This is a genomic window from Bacteroides sp. D22 (assembly GCF_000163675.1).
Classification (GTDB): Bacteria; Bacteroidota; Bacteroidia; order Bacteroidales; family Bacteroidaceae; genus Bacteroides; species Bacteroides xylanisolvens.
This window is the reverse complement of sequence record NZ_GG774796.1, coordinates 273,127-288,655: the sequence shown is the minus strand read 5'-3', so window position 1 is coordinate 288,655 and position 15,529 is coordinate 273,127. Positions and strand designations below refer to the sequence as shown.

Here is a 15,529-nt window from a genome sequence, read left to right as displayed (position 1 = left end):
AGCCGACTATCGGGCATTTGAAATCAGACTTTCGTTTAGGACGCAACTTTTATAAAGGTGTGTTCGGGGATGTTGTCAATCTGCTCTTAGCCGCAGCAGCGTACAACTTCAAAAGAGCCATGAGGGTTCTTTGGCTACTTGTTGAAAAAATCTGCGGGACACTGTTTTCTTGCAATATCCCGCAGATGAGTACTTTTTAAGGGACGACTATTTAACTCTGTTACTAATATGCATTTGCGGCATTTGCTTTGCACAGCAACAGACCAATGACATCAGTACTAAAAATCCGCCAAACAAAGAATGGAACTTCAACAATCTGGATGGATGGAAATACGGACATCAGGATAACAACCCGGATAATCAATGCATATTAGAGAATGGTTACTTACGGATCTTTACACGGGCTAACTCGGTGGATCGGAAAAAGGTTCACACTGTAGAACGGATTTATACAACAGGAAGATATACCTGGCGTACTCATATCCCGCAAATGGGAATAGGAGATCAATGTAGCGTGGGTTCGTGGATATACCATGACGACCAACATGAATTGGATTTCGAAGTCGGATATGGTAAAGATACAGTTCGCAAGGAGTTAAATGCAGCTCCGAACGAAATGATTGCTTATATGACATCGCAGGCATATCCTTTTTCTTCCGTTCCTGTAGTAATCAAGACCGGATGGCATCTGTTCGAAATTGATCTGACATTAAAAAATGGGAACTATTACATCACCTGGTTAATAGACAACGAGCCCAAACATGAACTTCAACTGGAATTTGGGAAAGACATTGCATTCCATATTTTTTGCAGTGTAGAGAATCTTAAATTTATTGGAGACCAACCGGCACAGCAGGAAAATTCCGGATTGTTTGATTTCGTCAGATATACATATCATGACTAAATAAATGAACTTAGCACACATTTCTTAAAATCCCCCAATTACATACCATGAGAACAACGTTCATTTCACTTTCTCGGATATTCATGAACATTTGTCTCCATGCGCAGGATAGAGCAGTTGATGAAGGTCATACTCTCTAAATATAAAATAGCCCTCGCTACAAATCTGTAACGGGGGTATTTTTAGAGGAGTCATTTCTCCTCTTGCTAATGTTTTGTTTATGTGCTTTTTATATCTGAATACATCAATCAGATAATCCCTCTCACTCTATCGTCAAATGCAGAAAGCGCAGCTTTCGCTCCTTCGCCCATAGAGATAATGATTTGCTTATAAGGAACCGTAGAAACATCTCCAGCTGCATAGATACCCGTCACATTCGTACGGCAATGTGCATCAATCATGATTTCGCCCGAACGGTTGGTTTCCACTATGTCGCGGAATACACTGCTATTCGCAGAAAGCCCGATCTGTACAAATACACCATCCAACTCAACCAAACGTTCTTCTTCCGTTTTACGATCTTTGATGCGCAGGGCAGTCAGTTTATCACCATTTCCTATCACTTCCGTGGTCTGTGAACTTACAAACACTTCCACGTTCGGCAATGATTTAAGTCGATCTTGAAGTACACTGTCCGCTTTCAGCTCATCCATAAATTCAAAAACAGTCACTTTGGAGCAGATACCAGCCAAGTCAATGGCTGCCTCAATGCCGGAATTTCCTCCACCTACTACTGCTACATGTTTTCCTTTATAGAACGGGCCATCACAATGAGGGCAGAAAGCAACACCACGACCGATATACTCCGCTTCTCCCGGAACATTCAGTTTACGCCAGCTTGCACCGGTTGCAATAATCAGTGCCGGAGCCAGGAATTTCTCACCAACAGAGGTAGTGATCTGCTTCTGTTTTCCAACCACTTCTACTTTTTCTACTTTACGATGCTCCAGTAAATCCACCGGGTAACGTAAGAGATGTGTTTTCAGATTATCGGCAAGTTCATTTCCTGTCGTTTCCGGAACAGAGATTAAATTCTCAATACCTACCGTTTCTTTCACCTGTCCGCCAATACGCTCGGCCACGATAGCTACACGGAGTCCTTTACGGGCAGAATAAATAGCTGCCGATACTCCTGCAGGTCCTCCACCGGCTACAATCACATCATACTCTTTCACCTCTGCATTCGCTTTGGTTTCGTCAATACCATATTGTTCTTCCAACTTGGCAAGCAATTCGCCAAATTCACCACGGCCTACATGAAGCATTTTTCCATCTGCAAAGACAGAAGGTACTCCTTGTATTTTCAGTGCATCTACTTCGTCCTGATAAAGCGCGCCGTCTACCATTTCATGAGTAATAGCAGGATTCAAAGTGACCATTGCATTCAGAGCCTGCACTACGTCAGGACAGTTCGTACAAGTCAACGAAACATAAGTGGTCAGATGTATCGGACCTTTCAGTGCTTTCACACGGTTGCAAACAGCCTCATCAGGAAAGTTCTTTCCTTTGCCGTCCAGATTCAGGATAGCCAAAAGCAATGACGTGAACTCATGTCCATTAGGAATACCCCGGAATGTGATTCCGGTACGATCACCATTCCTTAATAAAGTAAACTTCAATGCTTCTCCCTCATTCACCGAGCAAGTGATATGATCGGAACAATCCGCTACATCTCCCAGCAGCTCCAATAATTCTGTTTTGTTTTCGTGGCTGGATGATACGGATATATCAAAAGTAAAATTTGCCTCCAGCCCAGCAAAAATACCCTTTAGTTGTTCTTTTAATGCAGATTCTAACATACCTTTTTTCCTTTCATTTTTTTAAAAGAAAGGCCGGCAGCGTCTCCCGTTACCGGCCTCCCATAATCACCATTATCAAGATCTATCAAATCTTACCTACCAGGTCGATGCTTGGCTTCAAGGTAGACTCACCCTTCTTCCATTTAGCCGGGCAAACTTCTCCGTCATGGCTGGCTACAAACTGTGCAGCTTCCACCTTACGAAGCAATTCACTTGCATCACGGCCAATATTGTTATCATTCAGTTCCACCACTTTAATCTTTCCTTCCGGATTGACAACAAATGTACCGCGATAAGCCATACCTTCTTCTTCGATATATACACCCAGTGCACGGCTCAAAGCGCCAGTCGGGTCTGCCAACATCGGGTATTGAATCTTGCGAATACTTTCAGAAGCATCATGCCAAGCTTTGTGCACGAAATGAGAGTCAGTACTTACCGAATAGATTTCTACACCCATCGCCTTGAACTGATCGTACTTTTCAGCCATATCCACCAATTCAGTAGGACATACGAAAGTAAAGTCGGCAGGATAGAAGAAAAGAATCGCCCATTTACCTTTCAGGTCATTGTTGGTTACAGTCTTGAAAGCTCCGTTGTGAAAAGCCTGAACGCTGAATTCAGGAAGTTGAGAATTTAAAATTGGTTCCATAATCTTTATTGCTTTTATTGTTATTAATTGGTTTGACTTATAACATCAGAAACAATCTTTTGTTTTTTGTTTCTGATGCAAAGATAAAGGCAGAAACCCCGCCTTTTCAAAAAAAGTCCAATCGAATATTTCTATGCTGTGATAGATGAAATTAATAAAAGCATTTTATACCTTTGCGTGCATAAACAAAAAAACTGGAAGTATATACGATTATGAAACATCCTCTAGCTCAATTCCTATATTGTCCCGAATGTGGTTCTCCGCATTTCGAAGTAAATAACGAAAAGTCCAAAAAATGTACAGATTGCGGCTTCGTCTATTACTTTAACCCTTCCGCCGCCACCGTAGCACTCATCTTAAATGAGAAAAACGAATTGCTTGTTTGCCAGCGTGCTAAAGAGCCGGCAAAGGGAACTCTCGACCTTCCCGGAGGATTTATCGATATGAACGAGACAGGTGAAGAAGGCGTAGCCCGTGAAGTGCTGGAAGAAACCGGATTGAAGGTAAAAAAAGCTATTTACCAGTTTTCACTTCCCAATATTTATGTCTATTCAGGTTTTCCTGTACACACGCTTGATATGTTTTTTCTCTGCACCGTAGAAGACATGAGCCATTTTTCGGCAATGGATGATGTAGCAGATTCTTTCTTCCTGCCTCTCTCCGAAATTAATCCGGAAGATTTTGGACTGGATTCTATTCGCCGAGGACTTAAAAAGTTTTTATCTGGCAGATAATTCGTTAAAATATAACAAATTACAGAAACATTTCCCCTTTCATTCTGTCTTATATTTTAATGAGCTTTAAATTAATAGCTATTAAAATACGTCATTGAAAGATATATAGTACTTTTGCATAAACACCCGATTATGAAAAAAGAAATTACTAGACTCATTTGTGCCGCCATCTGCTGCACGCCCATTATAGGATTTGCCCAGACAGGTGACAAGTTCACTTCGACTGACAACCTTTATAAAGAAGGGAAAGAACTTTTCCAGGAAAAGAATTATGCAGCTGCTCTGCCGGCATTGAAAGCATTTGTAAAACAAAAGCCTGCAGCCAGCCTTCTTCAGGACGCAGAGTATATGCTAGTCAGTTCGGCTTACGAACTGAGAGACAAAAACCGCATCGAACTCCTCCGCAAATATCTCGACCGTTATCCTGATACTCCATACGCTAACCGCATTTATGCGCTGTTAGCCTCCTGCTATTTCTACGAAGAAAAATATGATGAAGCACTGGCACTCTTCAACTCTGCCGACCTCGATTTGTTAGGTAATGAAGAACGGGACGACTGCACCTACCAACTGGCTACCTGTTATCTGAAAACCGATAACCTACGAGAAGCAGCCATCTGGTTTGAAACTTTGCGTGCCAACAGCCCCAAATACGCCAAAGATTGTGATTACTATCTTTCCTACATCCGCTATACACAAAAACGCTATAGTGAAGCATTGAAAGGTTTCCTTCCCTTACAGGACGACTCGAAGTACAAAGCACTCGTCCCTTATTACATAGCCGAAATTTATGTGCAGCTTAAAAACTACGATAAAGCACAGATTGTAGCCCAAAACTATCTGTCAGCCTATCCGAATAATGAATACGCAGCAGAAATGTACCGTATTCAGGGAGATGTCTATTACCATTTCGGACAATATCACCAAGCCGTAGAAGCATTCAACAATTACTTGAATAAGGATCACTCGGCTCCCCGCCGGGATGCCCTTTATATGCTAGGACTCTCCTACTACCAAACAAAAGTCTACTCCAAAGCAGCCGAAACATTAGGTAAGGTGACAACTGACAACGATGCCCTTACCCAAAATGCATATCTCCACATGGGACTCTCTTATCTGCAACTGGCAGAGAAAAACAAAGCACGCATGGCTTTTGAACAGGCAGCCGCCTCCAATGCTAATATGCAAATCAAGGAACAGGCAGCTTACAATTACGCTCTTTGCCTGCACGAGACTTCTTTCTCCGCTTTCGGTGAATCTGTTACTGCCTTCGAGAAATTCCTGAATGAATTTCCGACTTCTCCTTACGCTGAAAAAGTCAGCAGCTACCTGGTAGAAGTTTACATGAATACACGTAGCTACGATGCAGCTTTGAAATCAATCGACCGGATTGCCAAACCAAGCGCGCAAATATTGGAAGCCAAACAAAAGATACTGTTCCAATTAGGAACTCAATCTTTCGCTAACGCCGACTTCGAACAAGCTCTGAAATATCTGAACCAATCCATTGCCATCGGACAATACAATCGTCAGACCAAGGCAGACGCTTACTATTGGTGCGGAGAATCCTATTACCGTCTAAACCGAATGGTAGAAGCCGCGCGTGATTTTAATGCTTATCTGCAACTCACCACCCAACCCAATAACGAAATGTATGCGCTTGCCAATTATAACTTAGGATATATCGCTTTCCACCGGAAAGACTATACGCTAGCAAGCAATTACTTCCAAAAATACATTCAACTGGAGAAAGGTGAAAATGCAACCGCACTTGCCGATGCATACAATCGTATTGGTGACTGCCACCTGCATGTACGTAACTTTGAAGAAGCCAAACAGTATTATTCGCAAGCCGAACAGATGAATACTTCTTCCGGAGACTATTCTTTCTATCAGCTGGCTCTTGTATCCGGTCTGCAGAAAGACTATACCGGTAAGATTACCTTGCTGAACCGTCTGGTAGGAAAGTACCCTGCTTCTCCTTATGCCGTAAACGCTATTTACGAGAAAGGGCGTTCCTATGTTTTGATGGACAACAACAATCAAGCCATTACTTCTTTCAAAGAATTGCTTACTAAATATCCTGAAAGTCCGGTCAGCAGGAAAGCTGCCGCCGAAATCGGATTATTATATTACCAAAAAGGAGATTACAACCAAGCAATCGAAGCCTACAAACAGGTTATCGAAAAATATCCGGGCAGTGAAGAAGCCCGCCTTGCCATGCGTGATTTGAAATCTATTTATGTGGATCTCAACCGCATCGACGAATTTGCTGCTTTAGCAAATGCCATGCCAGGACACATCCGTTTCGATGCTAACGAACAAGACTCGCTTACGTATGCCGCCGCAGAAAAGATTTATGCACGAGGCAGAATGGAAGAAGCCAAAACAAGCCTCAACAAATACCTGCAAACTTTCCCGGAAGGAGCCTTCAGCCTGAACGCACATTATTATCTCTGCCTGATCGGAAACGAGCAGAAGAATTATGATATGATTCTTCTCCATTCCGGTAAGTTGTTGGAATATCCAAACAATCCGTTTGCAGAAGAAGCACTGATCTTGCGTGCTGAAGTGCAATTCAACCAGCAAAATATGGCTGAAGCATTAGCTAGCTACAAAATGCTGAAAGAAAAAGCAACCAACGTAGAGCGCCGCCAACTTGCTGAAACGGGTATTCTGCGTTGCGCCTTCCTATTGCGAGATGACATAGAAACCATCCATGCAGCTACCGACCTGCTTGCAGAAGCCAAACTTAGTCCGGAGCTAAGAAATGAAGCTCTTTATTACCGTGCTAAAGCCTACACCAAGCAAAAGGCTGGCAAGAAAGCAATGGAAGACTATCGTGAACTGGCCAAAGACACACGTAACCCTTACGGTGCCGAAGCTAAATATCAGGTTGCACAATCCCTCTACGACGCAAAAGAATATGCCGCTGCAGAGAAAGAGTTGCTCAACTATATAGAACAGAGTACGCCACATGCTTATTGGCTAGCACGTAGTTTTGTCCTTCTATCCGACGTCTATCATGCTACGGGTAAAGATCTGGACGCACGCCAATATCTGCTAAGTCTGCAACAGAATTATCAAGGGAATGATGATATTGAAAGCATGATTGAAAGCAGACTTAGTAAATTGAAAGTTGAGAATTGAGAATAAAAAAATAGAAAAGTATGAAACGATCTCATTATATAATAGGAGGACTCGCATTGGCAATCTCAATGCCATCCTGCCTTCAAGCCCAAACCACCCAACCGAAGGATACCACAATGACCCGCACGGTCGTTGTGGAACAAGAATATAACCCGGACATTATGGACGCCTCGAAAGTAAACGTCCTGCCTAAAGTAGAAGAACCGACAGTGAGCAAGAAAGAAGTAGAGTATGCTACAACATTCTTTCCGGCCACTTCCGTTCCGGCAGGCCTGATGCGCCCCTATACCGGAAAAGAAGTTCAACCCGGCACTACCCCGGGATATGTACGTGCCGGATATGGTAATTATGGCAATTTGGATATTCTTGCCAATTATCTATTCCGTCTGTCGCAGAAAGACAAATTGAATGTACGTTTCCAAATGGATGGAATGGATGGTAAGTTAACTCTTCCCTTCACAGATGGAGAAAAATGGAATGCATTTTATTATCGCACACGCGCAAATGTAGATTACACACACCAATTTAATAAACTGGACTTAAATATTGCCGGAAACTTCGGATTGAGCAACTTCAACTTCCAACCGGAAAGCGTAAACAGCAAGCAGAAATTCACATCCGGTGACTTCCATGCGGGCATTCATTTCACTGATGAGACTGCACCACTGCGTTTCAACGCAGAAACAAATCTGTTGATGTATGAACGTCAGCATAACATGTTCAATGAATCTGAAGCCAATACAGGTATCAAGGAAACAATCATACGTACCAAAGGCGATGTCACGGGAGCTATCGGCGACCAACAATTAATAACTATCGCTTTGGAAATGAACAATCTTCTCTACAACGGATATACAAAGAATGTTTCCACCGGAGATGAATACTTCAAAAACTACACAACGCTTCTTTTAAATCCATATTATGAACTGGATAATGATGACTGGAAATTGCATATCGGAGCCAATGTAGATTTATCTTTCGGATTTGATAAGTCTTTCCGTATTTCACCCGATATCACTGCACAGTATATTTTTTCTGATAGCTACATTGTTTATGCAAAAGCAACCGGCGGTAAGCAATTGAATGATTTCCGCAGATTAGAAAGTATCTGTCCTTACGGTGAACTGCCGGAGGCAAATACCACTGCTACTTTGGGATACGTACAACGTCCTTATGATACTTACGAGCAAATCAACGGTAGTATCGGATTCAAAACAAGCCCTTATCCGGGACTTTGGTTCAACGTGTTCGGTGGTTATCAGAATCTAAAGAACGACTTATCTTATTTAGGTTTTGACCCAAGTAATATTCATTCAGATTCTTATCTTTCTTTTGCTCAAGACAATACAGACAATCTTTACCTTGGAGGTGAAATCAGTTACGATTACAAAGATATCCTTGGAATATCAGCTAAATATACTTACCGTAATTGGGACAGCAAAACAGAGGAATATCTGTTGGCTGTGAAACCGGTCAGTGAAATGTCTTTCAATGTACGTATTCATCCGATCTCTGCTTTTAACATAAATCTAGGTTATGATTACATCAACCGGAAAGAAGTGAAAGAGTATGCAAAAATGACTGCAGTGAATGATTTGCATATCGGAGCCAGCTATAATGTATTCAAAGGAGTATCTGTCTATGCCCAAATACATAACCTGCTGAACAAGAAATATCAATATTATTTAGGTTATCCTACGGAAGGATTCAATTTCTTAGGAGGATTGAGTTTCCGATTCTAAATTAATGAAAGGGGCGTTTCCATTTCCGGATAACGCCCCTTCTCAAAAACTTAAACTTCAATTATTTTGTTGTCTTCACTACAAATCCGTCACCAATAGATTTACAAACCTTGTATTTCTTCTGCCGACAGACCTGTTATCTGTGAAATAGTATTAATAGGAATATTCAAAGCCTTCATATTACGTGCTGTTTCTCTTTTTTCTTCCGCACGTCCTTCTGCGCGACCTTCCGCGCGCCCCTCTGCACGTTCTGTCAATATATTATCTTTCAATATTACAATATTATCCAAATGACGATAATATGCTTCAAGTTCAGTTTTCGTCATTTTATCGAGTTTCAATCGTTCACGGGCCTCCGTCAAACCGGGAGCAGTAGCACTATCTGGTATATCACCTGTATTCAGATAACAAATCCATTCTTCCAACGGACTCTTGGCAACCTGATTAAAGTCATTCACCTTTAATATATAATATTCAGGATAAAGCTGACTGACAGCATCAACCTTAAACGTCTGTTTCTGAAATGGAGTTAACTCCAGCACATCATTCTGATGAATCCCTCTGAACTCCGTTTTACCATGATATACTATATCCTTTCCATTGCCTAATGAAAAATAGACAATATTGACGCTATACACTTTACGTACTTTATCATAACCTTCTCCACGATTGATGTACTCGGTCACCAATTTAGAAGTACCAAACAACATACGTTGGAAATAAGCATACTCATTATTATTCTGAACTTCAATCAGAATAAGTTCTCCTTTAGAGTTCTCCGCAAGCATATCAACACGATTATACTTATCAAACTCATCTTCTTGATTTCCTTCACTTTCCAACAATTTCTGAATGACAATCTTTTCATTGAGAAGAGTAGTCAGAAAGCCTTCAAGAACTGCAAAATTGGCTTTATTACGCAATAAGCGTTTCATAGCCCAATCGAAACGAATATAATTACTGGCCATAGGTTCGTCTCCTTTCCCGTTTTCTTTTTTCATGCAAACAAAGGTAAGCAGAAAATGTTTAATATCAAGTATATATATCCGATAAAATGACTCATCCTACCTTTATATAGACTACCGATCGTCCCGCTCCATACTTTTTTAAAATCCCTTTTTCAATAAATGCATTAATATCCTGCAATGCCTGTGTTTTTGTCTTTCCAACAAGTAAGGCATAATCCTGCCGATTAATACATGGATTCTTTTCCAAGAATTTATTTAATCGCTGCAAGCATTTTTCTTCTGCTAATGGATTCTTCACACGAAAAGGCGAATGATAACGTTGTAATACCAATTCAGTCTCAATATCTTTCTTAAACTGACGGTTGATTCTCAAATTAATATCTTTAAGAGATACTGACGGTGAACGCAAGTCTTTTGAATCAGTCACTTCTTTGTTCACATTCAAAGAAAGAGTAAAATAGCCAATATCACCCAATTCAACGGAAAATCCCTTCAAAAGCAAATGTCTTAGTTCTTTCGAGATAGCTTCTATGACACCTACCACTTGCGCATGAGGCATATGCTGAAATGCAGTCACTTGTTCTACAAATTCTTCGGCTGTATAACTGCCCTTCAGTACGACACGTGCATGCAAAGGTTGTTCTTCCCCACTTTTTGTGAGATCGGGAGTCTCATAAAGATCATAATTTACACTCATTATTTATTAGTATTTCATTAGGAAAGATTAAACTCCACTTTCCTATATATTAATTATTTATCATGCTATTGAATTTTCGTTCGACTTAAGTCAAGCGATAGTTTTAGTTAAGTCAAGCGATAGTTCAACTTAAGTCAAACGAAAACTAACTTACTAATGAGACAAATGTACGTAGAATATAGAGAAACTAACCTATACCAATTGATATTTTATTTCCTGCAATAAAATGTAAATCTTAAGATTTTATTAAATTCTCCTTATAATATAAGGTAGGGAGAATCTTTTTTTTTACTTTTGTCCCCGAATATTGTGGTACAAGCCATTATAAAAGAAAGAATTATGCAGAAAAACCTTGTCATTGTCGAGTCTCCGGCAAAAGCAAAAACGATTGAAAAGTTTCTGGGGAAAGATTTCAAAGTCCTTTCTAGTTACGGACACATACGCGATCTGAAGAAAAAAGATTTCAGTATCGACGTAAATAATGATTTTGAACCCAGCTACGAAATCCCGGCAGACAAAAAGGCGCTGGTTAGCACACTAAAGACAGAAGCTAAAGAGGCAGAAACCGTATGGCTCGCATCCGATGAGGACCGCGAGGGAGAGGCGATTGCCTGGCATCTGTATGAGGTCTTAAAACTAAAACCGGAAAACACAAAACGAATCGTATTTCATGAAATTACGAAGAGCGCTATCTTAAAAGCTATTGAACAACCACGCGACATTGACCTCAACCTCGTAAATGCACAGCAAGCACGACGGATTCTGGACCGTATCGTAGGTTTCGAACTCTCTCCCGTACTTTGGAGAAAAGTGAAACCGGCACTCTCTGCCGGACGTGTTCAGTCTGTTGCCGTCCGCCTGATCGTTGAACGTGAACGTGAAATACATGCCTTCAAAACGGAAGCTGCTTATCGCGTCACCGCCGTATTCCTCGTCCCGGACGCGGATGGAAAGCTGGTGGAAATGAAAGCTGAACTGGCTCGCCGTATTAAAACAAAAGAAGAAGCAAAAGCTTTCCTCAACGCATGTCAGGGAGCAAGCTTTGCTATTGACGATATTACTACCCGTCCGGTCAAGAAAACGCCTCCTGCTCCATTCACAACATCTACGTTGCAGCAGGAAGCCGCACGCAAACTGGGATATACCGTAGCGCAGACCATGATGCTCGCGCAACGCTTATACGAATCGGGATTCATCACTTATATGCGTACGGACTCTGTCAACCTCTCGGAATTTGCGACAACAGGCAGTAAAGACGCTATCATCAAAATGATGGGTGACCGCTACGTACACCCCCGTCATTTCGAAACAAAGACTAAGGGTGCACAAGAAGCGCATGAGGCTATCCGTCCTACCTATATGGAAAACCAGTCCGTTGAAGGAACAGCACAGGAAAAGAAACTGTACGACTTGATATGGAAACGCACCATTGCCTCACAAATGGCAGATGCGGAACTGGAAAAGACAACTGCTACCATAACAATAAGTGGCAGCAGCGATGTATTTACAGCCATCGGCGAAGTGATTAAGTTCGACGGATTCTTGCGCGTATACCGTGAATCTTATGATGATGACAACGAACAAGAAGATGAGAGTCACCTGCTTCCTCCTCTGAAAAAAGGCCAAAAGTTGGAACATGGGCCTATTATCGCAACCGAACGTTTCACCCAACGTCCTCCACGCTATACGGAAGCAAGTCTTGTACGCAAATTGGAAGAACTGGGTATCGGACGTCCGTCTACGTATGCACCTACTATCTCTACCATCCAACAACGCGAATATGTGGAGAAAGGTAATAAAGACGGGGAAGAACGGCAGTTTAATGTCATGACATTGAAAGATTGTCAGATTAAGGATGAAAACCATACTGAAATTACCGGTGCAGAAAAGGCGAAGTTGTTCCCAACGGATACCGGCACTGTGGTAAATGATTTCCTTACCGAATATTTCCCAGACATTCTGGATTTCAACTTTACCGCCAGTGTAGAAAAGGAATTTGACGAGATTGCAGAAGGAGAAGTGAAATGGACTTCTATCATGAAGAATTTCTATGATAAGTTCCATCCGTCTGTAGAAAACACATTGGCTATCAAGACGGAACATAAAGTAGGCGAACGTATTCTGGGAGAAGAACCGGGAACAGGCAAGACTGTTTCTGTTAAGATTGGTCGCTTCGGTCCTGTTGTACAGATTGGTACTGTAGAAGATGAAGAAAAACCACGCTTCGCACAAATGAAGAAAGGTCAATCCATGGAAACCATCACTTTGGAAGAAGCACTGGAATTATTCAAATTACCTCGTACACTGGGCGAATATGAAGGAAAATCAGTCAGTGTAGGCGTAGGCCGTTTCGGTCCGTATGTCCTGCACAATAAGGTATATGTATCGCTCCCGAAAACACTTGATCCGATGGAAATTACTTTGGAAGAGGCAGAACAGCTGATTCTGGAGAAACGCCAGAAAGAAACGGAACGCCACATCAAGAAGTTTGAAGAGGAGCCGGAACTTGAGATTCTGAACGGACGTTACGGACCTTATATTACCTATAAGGGTTCCAATTATAAAATTCCTAAAGATATCGTCCCGCAGGATTTGAGTTTGGCTAGCTGTTTGGAACTCATCAAATTACAAGATGAGAAAGGACCAGCGACCACAAAAAAAGGACGATTCGCAAAAAAGAAATAAAAAAACTAGAAAAAGAGCAAATTATATAATTAAATGTATATATTTGCTCTTTATCTTTTAATACACAAACTTATGAAGCAAACAAAATTAAAGTATTTAATGATAGGAGTGCTTACCATAGCTTCCATCAGTTGTATGGACAAAGAGCGTGACTTATCTTGGGAGAGAAGGCATATGCCAAAAGAAGCATACTTCGACTTCAACATGACCCAAGCTGTTGCTTTGGATATCAATTATTGTTTTAAAAGCGAAAATTATCGTGTCCTTTTTGACATTTACGATCAAGATCCCATTGAATACTCGGCTGACGGCAGCGTGTTCCAAAAGGACATAGAGCCTATCTACCGTGCAGTTACAGACGAAAAAGGCAAATTCAGTGGAGAAATGAATATTCCGGCGGACCTCTCGGAAGTATGGTTATCATCGGATTATTTAGCCACCGTATCTCCTCTTAAACTAACGATTGACGACAGTCGTCAGCTTTCATTTAATCAAGATGCATATATCACTGCCTTACGTTCACAAACGGCATCAAAAACCAGAGGAGTGACCGTGAACCAACATACCTATCTAAAAGAATGGCATGTTCTTCCCGATGCAGACTGGGATAACAACGGAAGACCAACCAATCTGGAGCCTAAAATAAACATACCTCCGGCAGACGTACTATACAACATCAAGTATGTTTTCAGAAAGGTTACAGTCAAAGATGAGAGCGGTAAAAGCAAGGTTATGAACATCAGTCAGAATTATCCGGAGTTTTTTGATGGTTCCATTAAAATGACTTCAGATATTCCAATTGTTAACCCGACCGAAGTAAGCCTCGTATTTATAAACAGCTCTGCTGCATGGTACAATACAGTTGGATATTACACCTATCCGACCAACAATCCGCCCCAGAGCAAGAGTGATATAAAACAAATAATTGCATTCCCAAACACCTCTCCTGTTTACAAGACTTTAGGGGTAGGAGCATTAGTGTGTGGCGAAGAAATAAAACTCAAATATTGGAATGAAGAGACACAGGAATACGAAGACAAATTTCCTGCAGGAGTCACAATTGGCTGGTGCCTTCAAGGTATGGGATTCAAGAATAAACTCACCTCAGAAACAGATAAAGACAAAGTGGGCGATATCATAAAAGGTATGGGGGCACGCTACTCCACCAGGAATCTAAACACGAATAATACACAAAGAACTGTATCTCTCCGTGATTCCAAGTCCGGGCAGATTGTAGCAGTAGGATTCGAAGATAATATTGACTTCGATTATGCAGATGCCATCTTCTATATTCATACGTCAGAAAAGAATGCTATTGACCCGACATTGCCTCCATTGCCTGAAGACCCCGAAGCAATCCCCGAGCAATATAAAATTTCTTATTCCGGTACACTGGCTTTTGAAGACTTATGGCCTAAGTTAGGTGATTACGATATGAATGACGTAATGGTAAAGTACACCAGTACGATGACCCGAAATGCTCTTGACAATCGCATTTACGAAATAGAAGACAAGTTTATCTTACAGCACTGTGGCGGTTATCTGCAAAACGGATTTGGATATCAATTACACAAGCTCTCAAACAGCAATGTCAAGAGTGTAAAAATAACGGGGCCTGATGCCAGTGGTTTATCAAGTTCTATATACATGGAAGGAAAAGAAACAGAGCCTGGACAGTCTCACCCAACCATATTGTTGTATGACGACATGACAAAATTCAAAAATATCACTGATGAATCAAAGAAAGAATATACTGTAACCATCACGCTTGATGGAGCTAGTGAGAAAGAGGTGGTACCTCCTTACAACCCGTTTATCTTCATCAGTTCCAACGAGGGTAGAGGCAAAGAATTACATCTGATAAATTATCCCCCGACTGACAAAGCCGACTTATCGTTACTGGGAACCGGAAAAGACATCTACAGACCAGAAGAAGGGATGTATTATGTTTCTGCAGACTTGATGCCGTTTGCTATCAATATGCCAGTAAGTAATCTCCCGGTTCCAGAGGAAGGGAAACGAATCGATCAATCATATCCCAAGTTCTCTGGATGGGTATCATCGAATGGGAAACAAAATAAAGATTGGTACAAATAAAGATTGATACGATTTAAATAAGAGCAGCCCGGATATTGTACGGAATCGCTATCGGGACTTCGCATTGCGAACCATCGATGAAAAAGACATAATAGACATCC

10 protein-coding genes and 1 pseudogene are annotated in these 15,529 nt (G+C 41.4%); 7 read left to right on the top strand and 4 right to left on the bottom strand.

The genetic code is table 11. The features are described 5' to 3' along the window. Positions 1-200: pseudogene (locus tag HMPREF0106_RS25600) on the top strand (IS5/IS1182 family transposase); the annotation flags it as partial. Next, on the top strand, positions 170-904 hold the full coding sequence (locus HMPREF0106_RS21680; protein ID WP_009038921.1) for a hypothetical protein: 735 nt from the start codon (positions 170-172) through the stop codon (positions 902-904). The pseudogene HMPREF0106_RS25600 and the gene HMPREF0106_RS21680, both read left to right, overlap by 31 nt. A 248-nt stretch (positions 905-1,152) precedes the next feature. Here HMPREF0106_RS21680 and ahpF read toward each other — a convergent pair whose 3' ends face one another. Both ahpF and ahpC read right to left on the bottom strand, forming a co-directional pair. Then, entirely contained in the window at positions 1,153-2,703 is a 1,551-nt protein-coding gene (gene ahpF / locus HMPREF0106_RS21685; RefSeq protein ID WP_009038920.1) for an alkyl hydroperoxide reductase subunit F, read from the bottom strand. An 85-nt stretch (positions 2,704-2,788) separates the two neighbouring features. Beyond that, a complete protein-coding gene (gene ahpC, locus HMPREF0106_RS21690) occupies positions 2,789-3,355 on the bottom strand; it encodes an alkyl hydroperoxide reductase subunit C (RefSeq protein ID WP_004307892.1) in 567 nt (188 codons plus the stop codon). Between the two features lie 212 nt (positions 3,356-3,567). Here ahpC and HMPREF0106_RS21695 point away from each other — a divergent pair, with 212 nt between their 5' ends. From HMPREF0106_RS21695 to HMPREF0106_RS21705, 3 genes are all read left to right on the top strand, one after another. Next, positions 3,568-4,089 carry an NUDIX hydrolase gene (locus HMPREF0106_RS21695; RefSeq protein ID WP_032850978.1) on the top strand — a complete coding sequence of 174 codons (522 nt, stop codon included), beginning with the start codon at positions 3,568-3,570 and terminating at the stop codon, positions 4,087-4,089. 132 nt (positions 4,090-4,221) lie between these two features. Continuing rightward, entirely contained in the window at positions 4,222-7,239 is a 3,018-nt protein-coding gene (locus HMPREF0106_RS21700) for a tetratricopeptide repeat protein (RefSeq protein ID WP_009038918.1), read from the top strand. 20 nt (positions 7,240-7,259) lie between these two features. Next, a complete protein-coding gene (locus HMPREF0106_RS21705; protein ID WP_009038917.1) occupies positions 7,260-8,981 on the top strand; it encodes a TonB-dependent receptor in 1,722 nt (573 codons plus the stop codon). 101 nt (positions 8,982-9,082) lie between these two features. Here the strand turns inward: HMPREF0106_RS21705 and HMPREF0106_RS21710 are convergent, their stop codons facing one another. Both HMPREF0106_RS21710 and HMPREF0106_RS21715 read right to left on the bottom strand, forming a co-directional pair. After that, complete coding sequence (locus tag HMPREF0106_RS21710; RefSeq protein ID WP_004323868.1) at positions 9,083-9,982, bottom strand: Rpn family recombination-promoting nuclease/putative transposase; 900 nt, start codon at positions 9,980-9,982, stop codon at positions 9,083-9,085. Positions 9,983-10,040: 58 nt separating this feature from the next. Then, positions 10,041-10,646 carry a DsbA family protein gene (locus HMPREF0106_RS21715; RefSeq protein WP_008023230.1) on the bottom strand — a complete coding sequence of 202 codons (606 nt, stop codon included), beginning with the start codon at positions 10,644-10,646 and terminating at the stop codon, positions 10,041-10,043. A gap of 339 nt (positions 10,647-10,985) precedes the next feature. On the opposite strand from HMPREF0106_RS21715, the gene topA reads away from it, so the two are divergent. Both topA and HMPREF0106_RS21725 read left to right on the top strand, forming a co-directional pair. Beyond that, positions 10,986-13,331 (top strand): type I DNA topoisomerase, encoded by a 2,346-nt coding sequence (gene topA, locus HMPREF0106_RS21720; RefSeq protein WP_032850977.1) that lies wholly within the window; start codon positions 10,986-10,988, stop codon positions 13,329-13,331. 72 nt (positions 13,332-13,403) lie between these two features. Beyond that, the gene (locus tag HMPREF0106_RS21725) at positions 13,404-15,428 is read left to right on the top strand and encodes an LruC domain-containing protein (protein WP_004307876.1); all 2,025 of its coding nucleotides are present in this window, start codon (positions 13,404-13,406) and stop codon (positions 15,426-15,428) included. The last annotated feature ends 101 nt before the right edge of the window (positions 15,429-15,529 follow it).